Origin of the sequence: Micromonospora auratinigra, from assembly GCF_900089595.1 — a bacterium.
Classification (GTDB): domain Bacteria; phylum Actinomycetota; class Actinomycetes; order Mycobacteriales; family Micromonosporaceae; genus Micromonospora; species Micromonospora auratinigra.
In genome coordinates, this window is record NZ_LT594323.1 from 5,618,567 (window position 1) to 5,635,826 (window position 17,260).

Annotated in this window: 20 protein-coding genes, 1 tRNA gene and 1 pseudogene; 13 read left to right on the forward strand and 9 right to left on the reverse strand. The window is 71.3% G+C overall.

What is annotated here, in order from left to right:
• Nucleotides 1-194: 194 nt before the first annotated feature.
• The 3 genes from GA0070611_RS25545 (at nt 195) to GA0070611_RS25555 (ending at nt 1,964) form a co-directional block, all read left to right on the forward strand.
• Entirely contained in the window at nt 195-941 is a 747-nt protein-coding gene (locus tag GA0070611_RS25545; protein WP_091669502.1) for a GAF and ANTAR domain-containing protein, read from the forward strand.
• A gap of 91 nt (nt 942-1,032) precedes the next feature.
• Nucleotides 1,033-1,416 carry a LapA family protein gene (locus GA0070611_RS25550; protein ID WP_091669505.1) on the forward strand — a complete coding sequence of 128 codons (384 nt, stop codon included), beginning with the start codon at nt 1,033-1,035 and terminating at the stop codon, nt 1,414-1,416.
• A complete protein-coding gene (locus GA0070611_RS25555) occupies nt 1,416-1,964 on the forward strand; it encodes a DUF5994 family protein (RefSeq protein WP_091669508.1) in 549 nt (182 codons plus the stop codon). The genes GA0070611_RS25550 and GA0070611_RS25555 overlap by 1 nt, the downstream gene beginning before the upstream one ends.
• A 227-nt stretch (nt 1,965-2,191) precedes the next feature.
• Here GA0070611_RS25555 and GA0070611_RS25560 read toward each other — a convergent pair whose 3' ends face one another.
• The gene (locus GA0070611_RS25560) at nt 2,192-2,563 is read right to left on the reverse strand and encodes a VOC family protein (protein WP_331715360.1); all 372 of its coding nucleotides are present in this window, start codon (nt 2,561-2,563) and stop codon (nt 2,192-2,194) included.
• Nucleotides 2,564-2,650: 87 nt separating this feature from the next.
• On the opposite strand from GA0070611_RS25560, the gene GA0070611_RS25565 reads away from it, so the two are divergent.
• Nucleotides 2,651-3,484 carry an alpha/beta fold hydrolase gene (locus GA0070611_RS25565; RefSeq protein WP_091669511.1) on the forward strand — a complete coding sequence of 278 codons (834 nt, stop codon included), beginning with the start codon at nt 2,651-2,653 and terminating at the stop codon, nt 3,482-3,484.
• Nucleotides 3,477-4,049: a TetR/AcrR family transcriptional regulator gene (locus GA0070611_RS25570; protein ID WP_091669514.1), complete on the forward strand. Its 573-nt coding sequence runs from the start codon at nt 3,477-3,479 to the stop codon at nt 4,047-4,049. The genes GA0070611_RS25565 and GA0070611_RS25570 overlap by 8 nt, the downstream gene beginning before the upstream one ends.
• 278 nt (nt 4,050-4,327) lie before the next feature.
• On the opposite strand, the gene GA0070611_RS25575 is transcribed toward GA0070611_RS25570, so the two are convergent.
• Genes GA0070611_RS25575 through GA0070611_RS25585 form a run of 3 tightly spaced genes read right to left on the reverse strand, consistent with a single transcriptional unit; the run spans nt 4,328 to nt 6,586 of the window.
• A complete protein-coding gene (locus GA0070611_RS25575) occupies nt 4,328-4,795 on the reverse strand; it encodes a GNAT family N-acetyltransferase (protein ID WP_091669517.1) in 468 nt (155 codons plus the stop codon).
• Entirely contained in the window at nt 4,792-6,126 is a 1,335-nt protein-coding gene (locus GA0070611_RS25580) for an MFS transporter (protein ID WP_091669521.1), read from the reverse strand. Before GA0070611_RS25580 ends, GA0070611_RS25575 begins: the two co-directional genes overlap by 4 nt.
• Before the next feature lies 1 nt (nt 6,127).
• On the reverse strand, nt 6,128-6,586 hold the full coding sequence (locus GA0070611_RS25585) for a rhodanese-like domain-containing protein (protein WP_197675797.1): 459 nt from the start codon (nt 6,584-6,586) through the stop codon (nt 6,128-6,130).
• A 71-nt stretch (nt 6,587-6,657) separates the two neighbouring features.
• Here GA0070611_RS25585 and ftrA point away from each other — a divergent pair, with 71 nt between their 5' ends.
• The 5 genes and pseudogenes from ftrA to GA0070611_RS25610 all read left to right on the forward strand — a co-directional run bounded on the left by ftrA (nt 6,658) and on the right by GA0070611_RS25610 (nt 9,900).
• Complete coding sequence (ftrA, locus tag GA0070611_RS25590; protein WP_091669525.1) at nt 6,658-7,722, forward strand: transcriptional regulator FtrA; 1,065 nt, start codon at nt 6,658-6,660, stop codon at nt 7,720-7,722.
• Between the two features lie 14 nt (nt 7,723-7,736).
• Nucleotides 7,737-8,109, forward strand: a pseudogene (locus GA0070611_RS25595) (SitI3 family protein); the annotation flags it as partial.
• A 418-nt stretch (nt 8,110-8,527) separates the two neighbouring features.
• Nucleotides 8,528-8,600: transfer RNA gene (locus GA0070611_RS25600), tRNA-Arg, on the forward strand.
• Between the two features lie 202 nt (nt 8,601-8,802).
• Entirely contained in the window at nt 8,803-9,495 is a 693-nt protein-coding gene (locus GA0070611_RS25605) for an HAD family hydrolase (protein ID WP_091669529.1), read from the forward strand.
• 3 nt (nt 9,496-9,498) lie between these two features.
• Nucleotides 9,499-9,900 (forward strand): hypothetical protein, encoded by a 402-nt coding sequence (locus GA0070611_RS25610; RefSeq protein WP_091669533.1) that lies wholly within the window; start codon nt 9,499-9,501, stop codon nt 9,898-9,900.
• Between the two features lie 76 nt (nt 9,901-9,976).
• Here GA0070611_RS25610 and GA0070611_RS25615 read toward each other — a convergent pair whose 3' ends face one another.
• Nucleotides 9,977-10,717, reverse strand: a complete 741-nt coding sequence (locus tag GA0070611_RS25615) for a class I SAM-dependent DNA methyltransferase (RefSeq protein ID WP_091669537.1) — start codon at nt 10,715-10,717, stop codon at nt 9,977-9,979.
• 217 nt (nt 10,718-10,934) lie between these two features.
• On the opposite strand from GA0070611_RS25615, the gene GA0070611_RS25620 reads away from it, so the two are divergent.
• Nucleotides 10,935-11,711, forward strand: coding sequence for an HAD-IIB family hydrolase (locus tag GA0070611_RS25620; RefSeq protein ID WP_091669542.1), 777 nt, complete (start codon nt 10,935-10,937; stop codon nt 11,709-11,711).
• A 52-nt stretch (nt 11,712-11,763) separates the two neighbouring features.
• Here GA0070611_RS25620 and GA0070611_RS25625 read toward each other — a convergent pair whose 3' ends face one another.
• Entirely contained in the window at nt 11,764-12,609 is an 846-nt protein-coding gene (locus GA0070611_RS25625) for an SDR family oxidoreductase (RefSeq protein ID WP_091669545.1), read from the reverse strand.
• Nucleotides 12,610-12,727: 118 nt separating this feature from the next.
• On the opposite strand from GA0070611_RS25625, the gene GA0070611_RS25630 reads away from it, so the two are divergent.
• Both GA0070611_RS25630 and GA0070611_RS25635 read left to right on the forward strand, forming a co-directional pair.
• Nucleotides 12,728-13,081: a winged helix-turn-helix transcriptional regulator gene (locus GA0070611_RS25630; protein WP_231921220.1), complete on the forward strand. Its 354-nt coding sequence runs from the start codon at nt 12,728-12,730 to the stop codon at nt 13,079-13,081.
• Between the two features lie 141 nt (nt 13,082-13,222).
• On the forward strand, nt 13,223-15,013 hold the full coding sequence (locus GA0070611_RS25635; protein ID WP_091669549.1) for an adenylyl cyclase: 1,791 nt from the start codon (nt 13,223-13,225) through the stop codon (nt 15,011-15,013).
• Nucleotides 15,014-15,071: 58 nt separating this feature from the next.
• Here GA0070611_RS25635 and GA0070611_RS25640 read toward each other — a convergent pair whose 3' ends face one another.
• From GA0070611_RS25640 to GA0070611_RS25650, 3 genes are all read right to left on the reverse strand, one after another.
• Nucleotides 15,072-15,665, reverse strand: a complete 594-nt coding sequence (locus GA0070611_RS25640) for an ATP-dependent Clp protease proteolytic subunit (RefSeq protein ID WP_091669551.1) — start codon at nt 15,663-15,665, stop codon at nt 15,072-15,074.
• Between the two features lie 133 nt (nt 15,666-15,798).
• Nucleotides 15,799-16,611: a TrmB family transcriptional regulator gene (locus GA0070611_RS25645; protein ID WP_091669554.1), complete on the reverse strand. Its 813-nt coding sequence runs from the start codon at nt 16,609-16,611 to the stop codon at nt 15,799-15,801.
• Nucleotides 16,612-16,673: 62 nt separating this feature from the next.
• Nucleotides 16,674-17,228, reverse strand: a complete 555-nt coding sequence (locus tag GA0070611_RS25650) for a helix-turn-helix domain-containing protein (protein WP_091669556.1) — start codon at nt 17,226-17,228, stop codon at nt 16,674-16,676.
• Nucleotides 17,229-17,260 lie beyond the last annotated feature (32 nt).

Sequence of the window (17,260 nt, forward strand, 5' to 3'; positions counted from 1 at the left end):
ACGGACCTGATCATCCGCAGCGACCGATCCTGTTCCGGCTCTCGACGGGGCCGGCCCGGCGAACCGCGGGGAATCACGAGGTCGGCGGTTCTCCGACTGTCCGGTCCGCCGGCGCGGGAGCGGCTCCCACCTGATGGGCGTACGGTGCCCGTGTGCCCGGCCGCGCGGTACCGACGCATCCGAGGATGAGTGACATGGCCGAGATCCAGTTGTCCGACGTGTTCGTGGAGATGGCCGACACCCTCGTCGACGACTTCGACGTGATCGAGTTCCTGCACGTGCTCGCCGACCGATGTGTCCATCTGCTGGGCGTGTCGGCGGCCGGGCTGCTGTTGACCGACCAACAGGACAGCCTCCAGGTGATGGCGGCCTCCTCCGAACGCACCCGGTTGCTGGAGTTGTTCCAGCTGCAGACCGACGAGGGGCCGTGCCTGGACTGCTTCCGCACCGGCCGACCGGTGTCGGTCGTCGATCTGCGGACCGCCGCCCACCGATGGCCCCGCTTCACCGCCGCCGCGGCCGAAGTCGGCTTCGTCGCCGTGCACGCCCTGCCCATGCGCCTGCGTTCCACGGTCATCGGTGCGCTCAATCTCTTCGACGTTCGGCCGGGCGGCCTCGACGAAGGCAAGGCCCGCATCGGGCAGGCCCTGGCGGACGTGGCCACCATCGGACTGCTCCAGCAACGCGCCATCCACCACGGTGACACCCTCACCGAGCAACTCCAGGCCGCACTCCACAGCCGGGTTCTGATCGAGCAGGCCAAGGGCGTCCTCGCCGAACGGCACCAGATGGACGTCGGTGAGGCTTTCGCGCTGCTGCGCAGCGGGGCCCGCCGTAGTAACCGGCGGCTGTCCGATCTGGCGCAGGCGATCGTCAACGGCTCCGAGAAGCTCGGGCCGGGACCGGTGACCACCCGCCCGGCGCCGCCGGAGATCCGGTGAGCCGGATCGAAGAGTAGGGTGGGGGTGTCGCCCTGGACCCCGGCGGCCCGGTTCGCGTACGTCGCGCACCACCGTCGAAACGAGGTCCACGATGACCAGGTCCACTTCCGCCGCCCGCACCACCGATGCGCGCTCCGGCCCCGACCTCAACGGCCGGCCCCGCCCCGATCCGGGTGGCCGTACCGGACGGCCGCTGGTCGCGGTCGCGGGATACGCCGTGCTGCTGCTCCTGCTGCTGATCTTCATCCTCATGAACGGGCAGCACGCGGAGATGCACTTCTTCGGCGCGCACGGGCGCCTGCCGGTGGGAGTCGCGCTGCTGCTCGCCGTGGTGTTCGGCGTGCTGCTGGTGACCACGTATGCCGCTGTGCGGAGGGTCGTCCGGCCGCGCCGTTCCCCTCGGAGCACCACCGTCACCCATCCGAACGCCGGGGGAGCCGACCTGTGCGCGGGCACACCGGAAGGGCGGCACTGATGGTCCGCTCCGCCGAGGAACGGATGACGTGGGTCTGCACCGGCCAGCCGCCGACGGCACGCCTGCGGCTGGCCGACCCGCCGTCCCGCCGAAAGGTGGTCGACGGCGGCTGGTGGCCCACCTCACGCGACCCGGTCGTCGAACTGTCCAGCCTCGTCAGGGCGCTGACTGCCCGGGGGTACGACCAGATCGAACGGATCATGCTGCAGCCGGCGGCCTGGGACAGCCGGCCGACCCGGATCGGTGTCGACGGTGCAGTGGTGCGAGTGGGTTGGTTCGCGACCCTCAGCGCCGGGCTGGTGATCGTCACCGGCCCGCGGGATCTGCGAGTCGACCTGGCCGTGACCGCACCGGAGTCGGCGCAGGACGTGGCCACGGCGGCCATGCTCGCGGCTTCCCGCCCCGCCGGCGCCGCCGCGTCGGACGACCTGCTCATCGCCGCCGGGCCCGTGGGACATCGCCGGTCGGATGAGGGTGTCGCCGCCTGGGAAACCGAAGGCGGGCATGTGTCGGCTGACCGGCAACCCGCAGCGCCGGCCCGGAGCTGATCACTCGGATCGTCCCGGGCCTGCGATGCAGGTCCGGGAACCGGGAACGTCGGGGCACGGGACATCGACCGTGAGAGCTGTCTGTCGCAGCCTCGCCCGTCAGCAAGATCAACAGCAGGGTGGGTCGACGGCACCGAACCAAGCTGCCCCCGGTAGGCCCCGCCGACGCCGCCCCAGCCCGCGGTCATGTCACCGCCGCGGCGACGGCATGACCACGTCCGAGGGCGTCAGACGACGTCGAATTCGTTGCCCTCGGGGTCCTGCATGGCGGCGGCGTAGAGCCCCATGTCAGGCTCATCCTTGATCCGCAGCAGGGTGGCACCAGCCTTGACCAGGCGTTCCGCCGTAGCCTTGACCCGCTGTGCGCGGACGTCCAGTGGGACGTCACGACCCCCGCCGACCTTCAGGTCGAAGTGCCACCGGTTCTTGGCGACCTTCGGCTCCGGAACCTGCTGGAACCACACCCTCGGTCCACGTCCCGCGGGATCGATGATCGACTCCGGAATGTCCGTGGCCCGCCTGGTCGCCGATGGAGCCTGTCCACTGCGGGGCGCTGCCCCGCGCTGCGAACCCCTGCGACTGATCCCAGAAACATCCAGATCGAGGCGTTGACAGCCAAAGTTAAAGCCTCTAACTTTTAGTTAACGCGGTAAACCGCTGCGGCGACGAAGACCTGGGAGCCAGACATGACCGAGTTCCTGACCATCGACGGCGGCACCCTCGCCTACGAGCTCTCCGGCACCACCGGCCCCCTGCTCGTGCTCGTCCACGGCATGGGCGACAGCCGCCAGGCCTACCGCTTTCTCACCCCCACCCTGGTGGAGGCCGGCTATCGAGTCGCCGAGCTGGACCTGCGCGGCCACGGCGAGTCCAGCGTCGGGTGGACCGGTCACAGTCGCACCGACATCGCCGGTGACCTGATCAGCCTGGTCAAGCACCTGGGCGGCCCGGCGGTCCTGGTCGGCCACTCCATCTCCGGCGGAGCTGCCACGATCGCCGCGGCCAAGGCGCCGGAGCTGGTCACCGCGCTGGTCGAGTTGGCGCCCTTCACCCGCAAGCAGGCGATCTCCCTCGGGGACCTCCGGAAGGCCTCCAACCGTCGCGGCCTACGCCACCTGGTGGCCATGACCCTGCTGGGCAGCACCAGTCAGTGGGTCAAGTACCTCGACGTCGCCTACCCCGGCACCAAGCCCGCCGACTACACCGAGCGCATCGAGCAGATCACCACGATGCTGGCCGAGCCCGGCCGGATGAAGGCCCTGCAGGCCATGGGCAAGACCACCCCCGTCGACGCCGGAGAGCAGCTGAGCAACGTCCGCTGCCCGGTCCTGGTCATCCAGGGCAGCGCTGACTGCGACTGGGCCGACCCCCGCGCCGAGGGCGAGGCCATCGTCGCCGACCTGCCCACCGGCCTGGGCCGCCTGGAGATGATCGAGGGCGCCGGGCACTACCCGCACGTCCAGTACCCCGCCCAGGTGGCCGCCGCCATTCTTACCTTCCTGGCGGCCGTCAATGCCTAGGGCCGGCCTCGACTCCGCTACCGTCGTCGCGGCCGGCGCCGACCTGGCCGACGAGATCGGGTTCACCGCCCTCACCATGAGCCAACTGGCCGAACGGCTGGGCGTGCGCACCCCCGCGCTCTACAAGCACGTCAGCAGCCAAGACGACCTCAACCGCCGGATCGCTGCCCTCGCTGTGGGCGAGGCCACCGACGCGATCGGCGCGGCCATCCAGGGCCGCGCCGGCCGGGACGCCCTCCGGGCCGCCGCCCGGGCGCTGCGCGACTTCGTCCTGGCCCACCCCGGCCGGTACGCCGCCACCCTGGGCTTCAACCTCACAGGGCCCGACGACCTGCTCGCCGCCGCCGCGGTGCGGAGCATGGAGCCCTTCACCGCCGTGCTGCGCGGCTACGACCTCGCCCCCGCCGACACCACGCACGCCCTGCGGGCACTGCGCAGCATCTTCCACGGCTTCGCCACCATCGAGGCCGGCGGCGGCTTCCAGTGGGGCACCGACACGGACGAGAGCTTTGACTGGCTGGTCGACCTCGTCGACCTGGGCCTGCGGGCCAAGCCCTCTCAGTAGCAGCCCCTCCTGCCAGGTAGGGCGGCCGACCTCCCCGCACCGGCGGAGCTCCGCTCCGCCGGCACAGCTCGCCAGATCCAGCTCGTGCCGCCTCGACGGCCCCCGATCACATCCCCCCGCCCCCGCGTTCAAGGGCCATCAGCCACCTCACCCAGCTGGAGCACCGCCGTGATCAGCAACCCGACCGGTACCCGCAGCTCTGATCACCAGATCACCGAATCCGACACCGCGACGGCAGCGTGGCGACTCCGTGTTGGTCGGTCTCGACGACGTCGAAGTCACTCCTGGTCGTGGGATGGAGGTCTTGTTTGCAGGTTGTAGCGGCGCTTGGCTGACGAGGTCGCGCTCAGACGGTCGTAGAAGCGGATGGCATCCACATTCCATGCCGGCGTCTGCCATTGCAGCTCGCCGGCTCCTAACGCATGCGCCTGCCGCACTGCGGCGTCCATCAGCAACCGGCCGAGCCCGAGACCCCGGTGTGATTCGTCGACATAGAGACAATCCAGATGGGCGTACTCACGGCAGCGCCAGGTCGAGAATTCCAGGGTCATTGTCAGGTACGCCACGAGTGCGTCTTTTTCTGCTGCGACGAGGCACCACAGCCGTGGCTCGGGCGCCGAGAGTGCCTCGGCCAGCAACTGACCCAGATTGTCCGGCACCGGAGGCGCCTGCTCGTACCTGGCGTGTGCGGCGCACAGCCGGGCCACCTCAGGCAGGTCTTCGGGTATGACGGGTCGGATGATCATGCTGGCTGATCCGGAGTCGGAAGGGGCGACGGCGCTGCCGAGGCCAGGACAGGCGCGGGCGGTGTCGCTGCCCGGGTCAGTCGTCTGGTGCGCCGTATGGCCCGGCTGAGCAGCGGGACCATACACGTTGCCGCGGTGGCGGCGGCGGTGAGCATCGCGGCGCGGAGACCGAACGCGGTGCCGACGAGTCCGGCGATCGCGGAGCCGACGGGCAGTGCTCCCCAGGTGACGAAGCGGTGCACGGCAGTGGCCCGGGTGGCGAGCGCCGGCGGGGTGACGAGGTGGCGGATGGTGAGCGCGTTGACGGCGAAGCTGCCCTGGCCGATGCCGTTGACCAGCGTTCCGGCGGCGAGTAGCGGCACGGACAGGTGACCGTGGGCGCTTGCGCCGATGGCCAGGCCCAGTACGGACGGCACGCCGGCGATGATCAGCGACGGTCCGATGCCGAACCGTTCCGCGAGCCGACGGGCGACGAGGCTGCCCAGTGGAAATCCCACGCCGCCGGCTGCCAGGGCGACGCCGAGCAGCCATGGTGCCATGTCGAGTTGCTGGACCGCGTATACCGCGAGCAGTGAGTCGTACATCACGACACCGAGGTTGTAGAGCGCGCCGCACACCATGATCGGGCGCAGGACGGGATGGTTCGCGACGAAACGCAGCCCGTCGCGTACCTCCTGCCAGAGTGAGCCGCGCACCACGGGGACGGTTGCCGCCCGTTCGCGGTGCCGGATCATCACGAGGGTCAGCACGCTGACCAGGTAGCCGCCGGCATTGGCGGTCAGGGCGCGTGCCGCTCCGAGGGCGCTGATGACGAAGCCGGCCAGTCCGGGGCCGACGAGCAGGGCGGTGGATTCGGAGAACGACAGTCGGGTGTTGGCGGCGTGCAGTTGCTGGTCGTCGGTGATCAGCATCGGTGGGTAGGACTGGTACGCGACTTGGAAGAAGACCATGCCGACACCAGTGGCCAGGGCGACCAGGAGCAGGTGTGGCAGGGTCAGTACGCCGAGCCATCCGGCGAGTGGTAGGGAGAGTACGGCGGCTGCGCGTAACACGTCCGCGGCGAGCATGGATCGGCGTAGGCCCAGTCGGGCTACCCAGACTCCGGCGGGCAGTCCGATCAGGAGGAACGGCAGCTTGGCCAACGCGGCGATTCCGGCGACCTGCATGGTGCTCGCGTGGAGTTCCTGCAGTGCGGCGAGTGGCAGTGCCAGCAGGAAGATCTGGTCGCCGAGCAGGCTGATGCTCTGCCCGCCCCAGAGCAGGCGGAAGTCGCGCCAGCTCCGCTCACCGCCGGAGACGGTCGGCGGGGCGGCGATCGAGTCGATGGTCATCTCAGCAGCCGCAGCTAGCGCCCGCCTCGAGCGCGGTCAACGCATCGACCGGTCGGCGGGTGAGCCCAGCCGCGGTGAGCACCGGGAAACCCTCGCGGACCCAGTACTCGTAGCCGCCGATCATCTCCTTGACCGGGTGGCCGAGCCGGGCGAACTCCAACGCCGCCCGGGTTGAGCCGTTGCATCCGGGGCCCCAGCAGTAGGTCACCACCACGGCACCGCCTGGGATCAGGTCAGCCGCCCGGGTGGCCACCTCAGACGTCGGCAGGTGAATGGCGCCGGGCAGGTGCCCCTGCCGCCATGCCACGTCACTGCGGGAGTCCACCACCACCAACCCTGGCACGCCGGCCTCGAGGTCGGCGTGGACGTCGCTGACGTCGGTCTCGAAGGACAGCCGGGCGGCGTAGTGGGCGGCGGCCTGCGCGGGTGACGCCGGCTGGACAGAAAGCACATTCGACATGCCAAGAATCATCAGCGGGCAGGGTCGCCGCTACCAGTGGCGTGAATGCCAGTGTCCGCTAAGATGCCGCCATGCCCACCCTCGGCCCCGAACGGCGCAGTGTCTCGGTCCTGGCCTATGCCGGCATGTCCGTGTTCGAGACCGGCATCGTCACCGAGGTGTTCGGCCTGCCCCGGCCGGAGTTCGACCTGCCCTGGTACGACCTCACGATCTGCGCTGAGCGGCCTGGGTCGGTGCCCCTGATCGGCGGCGCGTGCCTGGACACCCCGCACGGACTCGACGTGTTCGCCCGGGCATCGACGGTGATCGTGCCCGGCGTGTCCGACGTCACCGCCGCTCCCTCACCGGAACTCATCGACGCTCTCCACCGGGCCCACCAACGCGGCGCCCGGATCATGTCGATCTGCTCCGGCGCGTTCGCGCTCGCGGCCGCCGGCCTGCTCGACGGCCGCCGGGCCACCACCCATTGGCGCTACGCCGACCTGCTACGTCGCCGCTACCCGACCGTCGACGTCGACCCGAACGTGCTCTATGTCGACCACGGCGACGTGCTCACCAGCGCCGGCAGCGCGGCCGGACTCGACCTCTGCCTGCACATCATTCGACAGGACCACGGCGCCACCATCGCCAACGCCGTCGCCCGCCGGCTGGTGACCCAGCCACATCGCGACGGCGGGCAGGCTCAGTTCATCGAGACCCCGGTGACCAACGCCCCCGACGATGACAGAGTCGCCCGCAGCATGGACTGGGCACTGGCACACCTCACCCGACCCATCACCGTCGACACCCTGGCGCAACGTGCCCGCATGTCGCCCCGCACCTACCTGCGTCACTTTGCCCGATCCACCGGCACCAGCCCGATCCGCTGGCTGATCAATCAGCGAGTGCAGGCAAGCCTCGCACTGCTCGAAACGACGAACGCGCCGATCGAACACATCGCCACCGCCGTCGGGTTCGACACCTCAGTCACCTACCGCCACCATTTCAGCCACACCATGCGGACCTCCCCCGCGGCGTATCGACGAGCGTTCCGCACCGGCACTACGCCGACAGGCTCCGTTGCGTTGAGCGTCGCCAAGGACCGTGAGACGAACGGTGTAACTCCTGATCAAGGAGCAGCACCTGACGTCCGATGAAGCGACGATCACCGCCTAGGCCGAGCGGCACCAACCCACGGCTGCTCAGTGCCCGCCTCTACGACACCCGCGGGTACGCACTGACCGCCTCCTCAGGCAGCCAGGGCTATTTCGACGCTGAGGCCGACGACGGTGCCCGCTGGGAGTGGGAGCCGGAGACGTACGTCGACATCGACTTTCTCCATGCGGGCAGACGACCTGGTCGACAAGAGGATCCCGAACATGATGAAGGCCGTGGCCCGGGTGTTGGCCGCCCGGCAGGAGGACGCGGCGCTGGTCCAGAACGGCAACTGGCTGCTGCTGACCCGCGCCGGGGGCACACTTCGCAGACACCGGCCTACCTGGTGGAGCCACTACGGCATGGACGGCCTCATCATCACCCAATGAACCAGCCGAGCGCGGGTGACCCGCTGACGAACGGCGTGACTTCGACCCGTCATCCGTGGGCGATGTCGACGTCGTCTTCCTCGACCCGACGATCTGACCCGCGACAACGACGACCAGCCACCGCGTGGCTGAGGGCGACTTGGCCGGATTCCCCGTGGGAGGCGGCGCCCAGCCGGGGAGCGGACAGCCGCACATGATCTTCGATGACGTGCGCGGTGTGTGCTCTCCACCGGGTGCCAACCCGGGTGGACCGGTGCCAACGCGGGTCACTGCGGCCGACCGCCGGTGGCAAACCGGGGTTCGTGTGCTCGGTGTGTGCTCCTGGGCTGCGTGAACGGCGGTCGGGGGAACGTGGGTGAACGTGGGCCACTCCCTGCCACCCCAGGTGAACCCCCAGGTCGCTAGACTGGGCCCTCGCGCCCTCGTAGCTCAGGGGATAGAGCATCGGTTTCCTAAACCGTGTGTCGCAGGTTCGAATCCTGCCGGGGGCACCTCGAAGATCGACGAGGTTGCCGTCTGTGCAGCTCACCCTCGCTGCCTCGATCGCCCGGGTCGTCTGGCCGGAGGCAGTCTCGAACACCACTCGACCGCCGATGGGTCGCGTCGGCGCGACGATGCGGGAATGATCGTCGGACGGCTGATGGCATCGGCGCCTCAGGCCGGGCCGGGCACCGTTACCCGTTGGGGGAGCACGTGATCGAGGCAGTCTTCTTCGATGTCGGCGGCACGATTCTCGACGAGTCCCGCGAGTTCGCGGACTGGGCCGACTGGCTCGGCGTACCCCGGCACACCTTCTCGGCGGTCTTCGGGGCCGTGATCGCCCGAGGGCTCGACTACCAGGAGGCGTTCCGGACGTTCCGGCCGGACTTCGACCTGGCGGCCGAGCTGGAGCGCCGGGTGGCGGCCGGCCGGCCGGAGACGTTCGGCGAGGAGGACCTCTACCCGGACGCCCGTGCGTGCCTGGCCGCCCTGCGGGAGCAGGGCCTGCTCGTGGGTCTGGCCGGCAACCAGCCGGCCCACGCCGAGGCGACCCTCCGCGCGCTCGACCTCCCGGTGGACGTGATCGGTACCTCGCACGGATGGGGCGTGGCGAAACCGGCATCCGGCTTCTTCGAACGCGTCGTCCGCGCAGGTGGCGGCGACCCCGCCTCGATCCTGTACGTCGGCGACCGGCCCGACAACGACGCCCGTCCGGCGCTGGCGGCCGGCATGACGACGTGCCTGATCCGGCGCTCGCCGTGGGGGCACATCCTCGACCTGCCCGCCGTGGCGGAACAGTGCCTGTTCCGGATCGACTCGCTGGACGAACTCCCGCCTCTGGTGGCGGCCCACAACGCGGCCCACGACGCGGCCCACAACGCCGCCCACGACGCGACGGACGGGTGACCTGTGGGCACCGATCCGACGGCGGCCGCGCCGGGCCCGCTGGAACTGTCCATCCTCGACGCGGCGTACGACTTCCCGGAAGCGGTCCACCTGCTCGTGCAGCCGGTCACCCGGATCGTCGTCGACGACGGTGGGCAGCAGGTCGGTGCCCGGTGCCAGCCGCCTCCCGAGCGGGCCGCCGTGGCGGCGGCGCTGACCGGGCTGTTGGGGCGCGGTCTGGTGGAGATCGTGTGGGTCGAGGGGATCGAGCCGGTGCGCCGGGTACCGCAGCCGGAGTGGGCCGACCTGGTCGGGCAGGACAGCACCTGGCAATCGGGGTCAGCCCTCTGCGTCAGTACGACGCCCGCCGGTGACCGGCTGGTCGAGGCCGCCCACGCCGGCCGTGAGCCGACCGACCGCTGCTGACCGCCCGGTTCGCCGTCCTGGCCTACGCGCTGGCCTGCGAGAGGCGCATCCAGCAGGGCGGGAACAAGGTGGAGGGTCAGTCCGGCAGCCGGTAGACGGAGACGTGCGACCGGGAGTCGGCGGTGAACTCCCCGCCCGACCAGTCGGCGTGCCGGGACTCGAGGACGAAGCCGGCCAGCTGCGCCATCAGGTCCAGCTCGGCCGGCCAGATGTAGCGGTGCGGGCTGCGGAACAGCTGCGCCTCCGTCCCCTCGCCGAACCGGAAGTGGTACGACACCGCGCGCTGGTGCAGCACGTCGTAGGTGTCCAGGCCGATGTAGTCCGGTTCGACGTGCCAGACGGTGGCCTGCTGGCCGGGTGGGAGCTTGCGCAGCTCCGGCACCCACAGCTCGATCACGAACCGGCCGCCGGGACCGAGGTGGCGGGCGGCGTTGCGGAAGCACGCCACCTGCTCGGCCTGGGTCTGGAGGTTGGAGATGGTGTTGAAGACCAGGTAGACGAGGCTGAACCGGCCCGGGACCACGGTGCTCGCCATGTCGCCGACGGTCACCGGGAGGGTGTCCTCGTCGACCTTGGTTCGCAGCTTCTCGACCATCGGCCGGGACAGTTCGATGCCGGTGACGGGGACCCCGCGTCCGGCGAGCGGTACCGCCACCCGGCCGGTCCCGACGGCGAATTCGAGGGCCGGGCCGCCGTCCGCCAGCGCGGCCAGGCGGTCCACAGTGGGCCCCAGCACCTCGGGCGCGAACATGCCGGTGCCGGGGGTGTCGTAACGCTGGGCCGCGGCGGCGTCCCAGATCTCCTCCTGAGTGAGCATGCTCCCGACGATGGTCGGGTCGGCGTCGGGTGTCGACCGATTTCCGGGCGTCGGGTCCGGCATGATGGGGTAACGCTACTTGTCGGCGAAATACCCTGAATAGGGCAATAATTCCTGCTGGGGGTGCGCCGTCGAGATCCGGCCCCCGCCCAGACCGATGGTCACCGTCGGTACGCTGCTAAGTCCTGGCCTGCCCGCGACGACATGGTGGTACCTGATGAACGATCTTCGAGTGGTGGCGTTCGACCTGGACGACACCCTGGCTGTCTCCAAGTCCCGGATCGATCGTCGGATGGCGGAACTGCTGGGCCACCTGCTCACCGAGGTGGACGTGCTGATCATCTCCGGGGGGCGGTTCGAGCAGTTCGAGGCGCAGGTGTTGGCCCACCTGGAGCTGACCGAGGAGCAGCGGGGCCGGCTGCACCTGATGCCCACCTGCGGCACCCGTTACTACCGGTGGTGGGACGGGCAGTGGCGGCAGGTCTACGCAGAGGACCTGAGCGAGGCCGACAAGGCCCGGGTGATCGCGGCGCTCACCGAGTCCGCCCAGGCGCTCGGCCTCTGGGAGTCGAAGACCTGGGGCGACATCGTCGAGGACCGCGGCAGCCAGATCACCTTCTCGGCGCTGGGTCAGTCCGCGCCGCCGGCCGAGAAGTACGGCTGGGATCCGGACGGCGACAAGAAGCGGCGGCTGCGGGACGCGGTCGCCGAGAAGCTGCCCGACCTGGAGGTCCGGGGTGGGGGCTCGACCTCGATCGACGTCACCCGCAAGGGCGTGGACAAGGCGTACGGCATGCGCCGGCTGCTGGAGCACCTGGACCTGAAGGTCGACAACGTGCTGTTCGTCGGTGACCGGCTGGACCAGGGCGGCAACGACTACCCGGTCAAGGCGATGGGCATCCAGTGTGTCCCGGTGACCCGCTGGGAGGAGACGGCCGACTATGTCGAGGCCCTCGTCGACGACCTGGTGAAGCGGCGCGAACAGCGCGCCTGACCGGCGGTCCCGTCGCCCCGGTCCGGACCGGCCGGGGCGACGGCACCGGTGCTCAGCGGGCGGCGCGGATCGCCTCGGCGAGGGTGGTCGGCGCGCGGCCCAGCAGCTCGGCCAGGTCGTTCCCGACCTCCAGTTCGCCCTGGGCGAGACCACGGTCGGCGTCGGCGAGCGCGGCGGCGTACGCCTCGGGCAGTCCGGCGGCGACGAGCAGTTCGGTGTACTTGGCCACCGGCAGGTCGAGGTAGGAGACCGTGGTGCCGGTCTGCCGGGAGATCTCGGCCGCCAGTTCGGTCATCGTGAAGGGCGTGCCGCCCAGCTCGTACCGGGTGCCGGTCGCGCCGGAGCCGGTGAGCACCGCCGCGGCGGCCGCGGCGTAGTCCGCCCGGGTGGCGGCGCTGACCCGCCCGTCGCCCGCCGCGCCGGCCACCCCGTGCCGCAGGTACGTCGGGAGCTGCCCGGTGTAGTTCTCCAGGTACCAGCTGTTGCGCAGGAAGACGTACCGCAGTCCGGAGTCGCGGATCAGCTCCTCGGTCGCCCGGTGTTCGGCCGCGAGCGCCAGGGTGGAGGTGTCGGCGTGCGCGATGCTGGTGTAGACGACCAGCTCCACCCCGACCTGCCGGGCGGCGGCGACCACGTTGCCGTGCTGGGCCACCCGCCGGCCCACCTCGCTGCCGGAGACGAACATCAGCTTCTCGGCGCCGTCGAAGGCGGCCCGCAGCGATTCGGGCCGGTCGTAGTCGGCCTGCCGGATGACCACGCCGGTGTCGGCGAGGTCGGCGAGCCGGTCGGTGTCCCGACCCACCGCGACGATCCGCTCGGCCGGTACGCCCCGGTCGAGCAGTGCGGAGACGATGAGCCGGCCGAGCTGGCCGGTGGCGCCGGTGACGACGATGGACATGGGAACTCCCGGTGGGTGCGACGAGCTGTCTCCCGGGTCAACGGGAACAGGTCGACCCCACTTCCCGTTGGAGAGTAGGCACCTTCAAGTTCGATACGCACTGAAAGAGAGTGTCATCGTGCAGCCGGACCCGTTCCACCGCGACTGCGGCAGCCGCAAGGTTCTCGACCGGATCGGTGACCGCTGGAGCGTGCTGATCGTGCTCACCCTCGCCGACGGCGACCGGCGCTACGGCGAGCTGGCCGGGCGGATCGACGGCATCAGCCAGAAGATGCTCACCCAGACCCTGCGTGGCCTGGAGCGGGACGGCATCGTCACCCGGACCGTGCGGGCGAGCGTGCCGCCCCGGGTGGACTACGCGCTCACCGATCTCGGGCGCAGCCTCGTCGACCTTGTCGCGGGCCTGGAGGTGTGGGCGACCACCCACCTCGCCGAGGTCGAGGCCGCCCGGGCGCGCTACGACGCCCGCTGACCGGGCCGGCCTGCCGAAGTTCCGGAACCGGCGGAGTCTGGCGCAGTCGGCGTCGGATGGGGTAGGAACAGGACGTCCGGCCAGGAGAGCGCTCTCACGTCTCGTGGCCGGGCCCCTACTCCACCACCGACAGGCAGGCAGATGCGACCACTCGACCACTCCCGCCGCCGCTTTCTCGCCGTCACCGCCGCCTCGGCGTCGCTCACCGCCCTCGGGCTCCCGGCGCTGCCGGCCGCCGCCGCTTCCCCGGCCGGCGACGGCACCGCCGACCCGGACCTCGGCCCGAACGTCTTCGTGTACGACCCGGCCACGCCGACCGAGGAGATCCAGTCGACCCTGGACCGGCTCTTCGCCGCCCAGGAGCACAACGAGATGGGCGCCGACCGGTACGCGGTGCTCTTCAAGCCCGGCCGGTACGAGGTCAACGCCCGGCTCGGCTACTACACCACCGTCGCCGGCCTCGGCGCGCACCCGGACGACGTGGAGATCCACGGCGCGGTCCGGGTGGTCGGGCAGGCCGACCCGAACTCGCCGGCCGGCATCTCCGCCCTGACCAACTTCTGGCGCTCGGTGGAGAACCTCGCGATCAGCCCGACCGACTGGTCGAACCAGTGGGCCGTGTCGCAGGCGTCGCCGATGCGCCGGGTGCACGTCAAGGGCATCCTGTGGCTGGAGCCGGGCAACGGCGGCTATTCCAGCGGCGGCTACATCGCCGACTCCAAGGTGGACGGCATCACCATCAACGGCTCCCAGCAGCAGTGGCTGACCCGGGACAGCGAACTGGGCGGCGACTGGACCAACGGGGTCTGGAACCAGGTCTTCTCCGGCGTGCTCGGCGCGCCCGCGCAGGGCTTCCCGAACCCGCCGTACACCACCCTGCCGACCAGCCCGGTGACCCGCGAGAAGCCGTACCTGTTCGTGGACGCGGCGGGTGCCTGGCGGGTCGCCGTGCCGGCGCTGCGCCGGGACAGCGCCGGCACCACCTGGGCCACCGGCGACCGGCCGGTCCCGTCGCTGCCGCTGGCCGACTTCTTCGTCGCCCGGCCCACCGACTCCGCCAAGCGGATCAACCAGGAACTCGCCCAGGGCCGCCACCTGCTGCTCACCCCGGGCGTCTACCAGCTCGACCGCGCGCTGCGGGTCAAGCACCCGGACACCGTCGTGCTCGGCCTCGGCATGCCCAGCCTCGCCCCGACCGGCGGCGACGCGGCGCTGCGGATCGAGGACGTGGACGGGGTACGGATCGCCGGCGTGCTGGTCGACGCCGGGCCCGTCGAGTCGGAGGTGCTGGTCGAGGTCGGCAAGCGCAACAGTCACCGGTCGCACGCGGCGAACCCGATCTCGTTGCAGGACGTCTTCTTCCGCGTCGGCGGCCCGTCCGCCGGCCGGGCGGTCACCAGCCTGGTGGTGAACAGCCGGCACACCCTGATCGACAACATCTGGGCCTGGCGCGGCGACCACGGCAAGTCGGGCACCATCGGCTGGACCGTCAACACCGCCGGCACCGGCGTCGTCGTCGAGGGCGACGACGTGACCGCGTACGGGCTGTTCGTCGAGCACTACCAGCGCTGGCAGACGGTGTGGAACGGCGAGCGGGGCCGGACGATCTTCTACCAGAGCGAGCTGCCCTACGACCCGCCGAGCCAGGCGGCCTGGACCAGCCCGACCGGGCCCGGCTGGGCGTCGTACAAGGTGGCCGGGCACGTGCGCGAGCACGAGGCCTGGGGGCTCGGCGTCTACTCGTACTTCAACCAGGGCGTCGACATCCGCTGCGCCCGGGCGATCGAGGCGCCGCGCCGGGCCGGGGTGCGCTTGCACGACGCGGTCACCGTCTTCCTCGACGGCAGCGGCGGCATCGAGCGCACGATCAACGAGGTCGGCACCCCGGTGGTCGGCTCGTACGGCACCAGCCCGGTGGTCGAGTACCCCTGAGCGGAGGGCCCCGGCCGGCCCGGTCCCGGTGACCGTGGCCGGCCGGTCGCCCCGGCGCTCAGCCCGGCAGCTCGCCGGCCCGGCTGATCACCCGGTCGACCAGGCCGTACTCGCGGGCCTGCTCGGCGGTGAACCAGCGGTCCCGGTCCCAGTCGCGCTGGATCTCGTCCGGCTCACGGCCGGTGTGCCGGGCGATCAGCTCCTTCATGGTCCGCTTGGTGTGCAGCATGTTCTCCGCCTGGATGGTGATGTCGGCCGCGGTGCCACCGACCCCGCCGGACGGCTGGTGCATCACGATCCGCGAGTGGGGGAGGGCGAACCGCTTGCCCGCCGCGCCCGCGCAGAGCAGGAACTGGCCCATCGAGCCGGCCAGCCCGAGGGCCAGCGTCCCCACGTCGTTGCGGACGTACCGCATGGTGTCGTAGACGGCCAGCCCGGCGCTCACCGAGCCGCCCGGCGAGTTGATGTAGAGGTAGATGTCCCGCTCCGGGTCCTCGGCGGCCAGCAGCAGGATCTGCGCGCAGATCCGGTTCGCCGACTCGTCGGTGACCTCGGTGCCGAGGAAGATGATCCGTTCGGCGAGCAGCCGCTCGAAGACCCGGTCGCCGAGGGACGGCTGCCCCTCCTCCAGCATCCAGATTCCGTACCCCATGACCCGACCGCCCTTCGTGCGCACCGGCGGGCGACGGGCCGCCCGGGAACCGGCACCCCCAGCCTCCGGCGGGCCGCCGCCGGAACCCAGCGATTCTGCCGGCCGCAGATCCGCCCAGGGCAGAAGCCGATCGTCAGCCGGTCGCCGTCGGGAAGTCCCGGCCGCCCGCCCAGATCGTCTCGTACGCCTGGATCAGCAACTGGGCGAGCGCCGGGTGCTCGATCAACAGGGAGGTGCTCGACGCCTCGTCCGCCCGCGGGTCCCGCATCGACATGAGCACCCGGGTGCCGTCGGCGATGCAGAGCCGCATCGGCACCTGGGCGACCAGCCGGGCCCGCTCGCCGGCCGCCACGAAACCGCGGGTGTGCGCCACCATCGCCGGCTCGTCCAGCATCGCGTGCTCGTAGACGCAGCGCACGTCCCCGCCGTCGCGGGCCAGCCGCCGGGCGGCGTCGATCCCGGCCGGGTTCTCCACCACCAGGTACGGCATCTTCGACAGGGTGAGCAGCTGGTGCCGGGCGCTCGACTGGAGTTCGGCGAACCGCTCGGCGAGCAGGTCCCGGTCCCGGATGACCTCCACGTAGTCCAACGGGTCGTCCTCGGAGCGCCCCAGCGTCCACAGCGGCGCGAGCTGCTCGATGAGTTCGCTACCGGCCCGTTCCCGCTGCTCGTACGCGCTGCGGTGCGCCTCCATCATCCGGCTGACCGCCGCCTCCGGGTCGACCGCCGCGTAGCGCACCACCGGCCCCGGCCGCACCCGGACCAGCCCGCGCTCGCTGAGCGAGTTGAGCACGTCGTAGATGCGCTGCCGGGGGACGCCGGAGGCGCGGGCCAGCTCCGCCGCCGTGTACCGCTCGCGGGCCACCAACGCCAGGTAGGCCCGGGCGGCGTACTGGGTGAGACCGAGTCCGATCAGGGCGTCGATGAGGGGCGTCACGCCGGTCATGGCACACACCGTAGCCGCCGGGGCACCGGCGTGGGAGATCATCCGCAGGCCGTGCCGGCTGGTCAGACCCGCGCGGTCCGCCGCCTCGCCACCCGCCGGCCGGTCCGTGGCCGCCGCCGGGCCGGCGGCGGCTCGGGGATCAGCCAGATCCGGGTGCCGGTGCCGAGGAACGTCGGGGTGGCGTGGCCGGTGCCGAGCCCGGACGGCGCGAGACCGTCGACGGTGGTCCGGGTGCCGAGCAACGGCGTCCCCGCCGGCCCCGGCTGGCGGACCAGGTGCGGCCGACGCGCGGGGGAGCCCAGGTGCAGCCGTACGTCGCCGCGGCCGACCGGGGCCCGGTCCAGCCGCACCAGGCCCGACCCGGAGGTCACCGGCGCCCGCCGCTCGACCCGCCGCAGCTCGTCGCGGGCCTCTTCGAGCAGGTCGCTGAGGTGGATGCCGAGTGCCCGGCAGATCGCCGCCAGCACCTCGGAGGAGGCCTCCTTGCGGCCGCGTTCCACCTCGGAGAGGTACGGCAGCGAGACTCCGGCCGCCAGGGCGACCTCGCGCAGCGTGCGGCCCTGCCGCAGCCGTACCCGCCGCAGCACCCCGCCGATCACCCGTCGCAGCAACGACATGCGGGCCTCCTCGCGGTCGTGGTCCCGGCCGA

Excerpts from the sequence above, each read along its gene's own strand:
- GA0070611_RS25625 (WP_091669545.1), bottom strand. The coding sequence starts at position 12,609 with ATGTCCATCGTCGTCACCGGCGCCACCGGCCAGCTCGGCCGGCTCATC.
- GA0070611_RS25645 (WP_091669554.1), bottom strand. The coding sequence starts at position 16,611 with ATGACCGGCGTGACGCCCCTCATCGACGCCCTGATCGGACTCGGTCTC.
- GA0070611_RS25550 (WP_091669505.1), top strand. The coding sequence starts at position 1,033 with ATGACCAGGTCCACTTCCGCCGCCCGCACCACCGATGCGCGCTCCGGC.
- GA0070611_RS25580 (WP_091669521.1), bottom strand. The coding sequence starts at position 6,126 with ATGACCATCGACTCGATCGCCGCCCCGCCGACCGTCTCCGGCGGTGAG.
- GA0070611_RS25585 (WP_197675797.1), bottom strand. The coding sequence starts at position 6,586 with ATGTCGAATGTGCTTTCTGTCCAGCCGGCGTCACCCGCGCAGGCCGCC.
- GA0070611_RS25620 (WP_091669542.1), top strand. The coding sequence starts at position 10,935 with ATGAACGATCTTCGAGTGGTGGCGTTCGACCTGGACGACACCCTGGCT.
- GA0070611_RS25650 (WP_091669556.1), bottom strand. The coding sequence starts at position 17,228 with ATGTCGTTGCTGCGACGGGTGATCGGCGGGGTGCTGCGGCGGGTACGG.
- GA0070611_RS25555 (WP_091669508.1), top strand. The coding sequence starts at position 1,416 with ATGGTCCGCTCCGCCGAGGAACGGATGACGTGGGTCTGCACCGGCCAG.
- ftrA (WP_091669525.1), top strand. The coding sequence starts at position 6,658 with ATGCCCACCCTCGGCCCCGAACGGCGCAGTGTCTCGGTCCTGGCCTAT.
- GA0070611_RS25615 (WP_091669537.1), bottom strand. The coding sequence starts at position 10,717 with ATGCTCACTCAGGAGGAGATCTGGGACGCCGCCGCGGCCCAGCGTTAC.
- GA0070611_RS25575 (WP_091669517.1), bottom strand. The coding sequence starts at position 4,795 with ATGATCATCCGACCCGTCATACCCGAAGACCTGCCTGAGGTGGCCCGG.
- GA0070611_RS25640 (WP_091669551.1), bottom strand. The coding sequence starts at position 15,665 with ATGGGGTACGGAATCTGGATGCTGGAGGAGGGGCAGCCGTCCCTCGGC.
- GA0070611_RS25545 (WP_091669502.1), top strand. The coding sequence starts at position 195 with ATGGCCGAGATCCAGTTGTCCGACGTGTTCGTGGAGATGGCCGACACC.
- GA0070611_RS25635 (WP_091669549.1), top strand. The coding sequence starts at position 13,223 with ATGCGACCACTCGACCACTCCCGCCGCCGCTTTCTCGCCGTCACCGCC.
- GA0070611_RS25570 (WP_091669514.1), top strand. The coding sequence starts at position 3,477 with ATGCCTAGGGCCGGCCTCGACTCCGCTACCGTCGTCGCGGCCGGCGCC.
- GA0070611_RS25565 (WP_091669511.1), top strand. The coding sequence starts at position 2,651 with ATGACCGAGTTCCTGACCATCGACGGCGGCACCCTCGCCTACGAGCTC.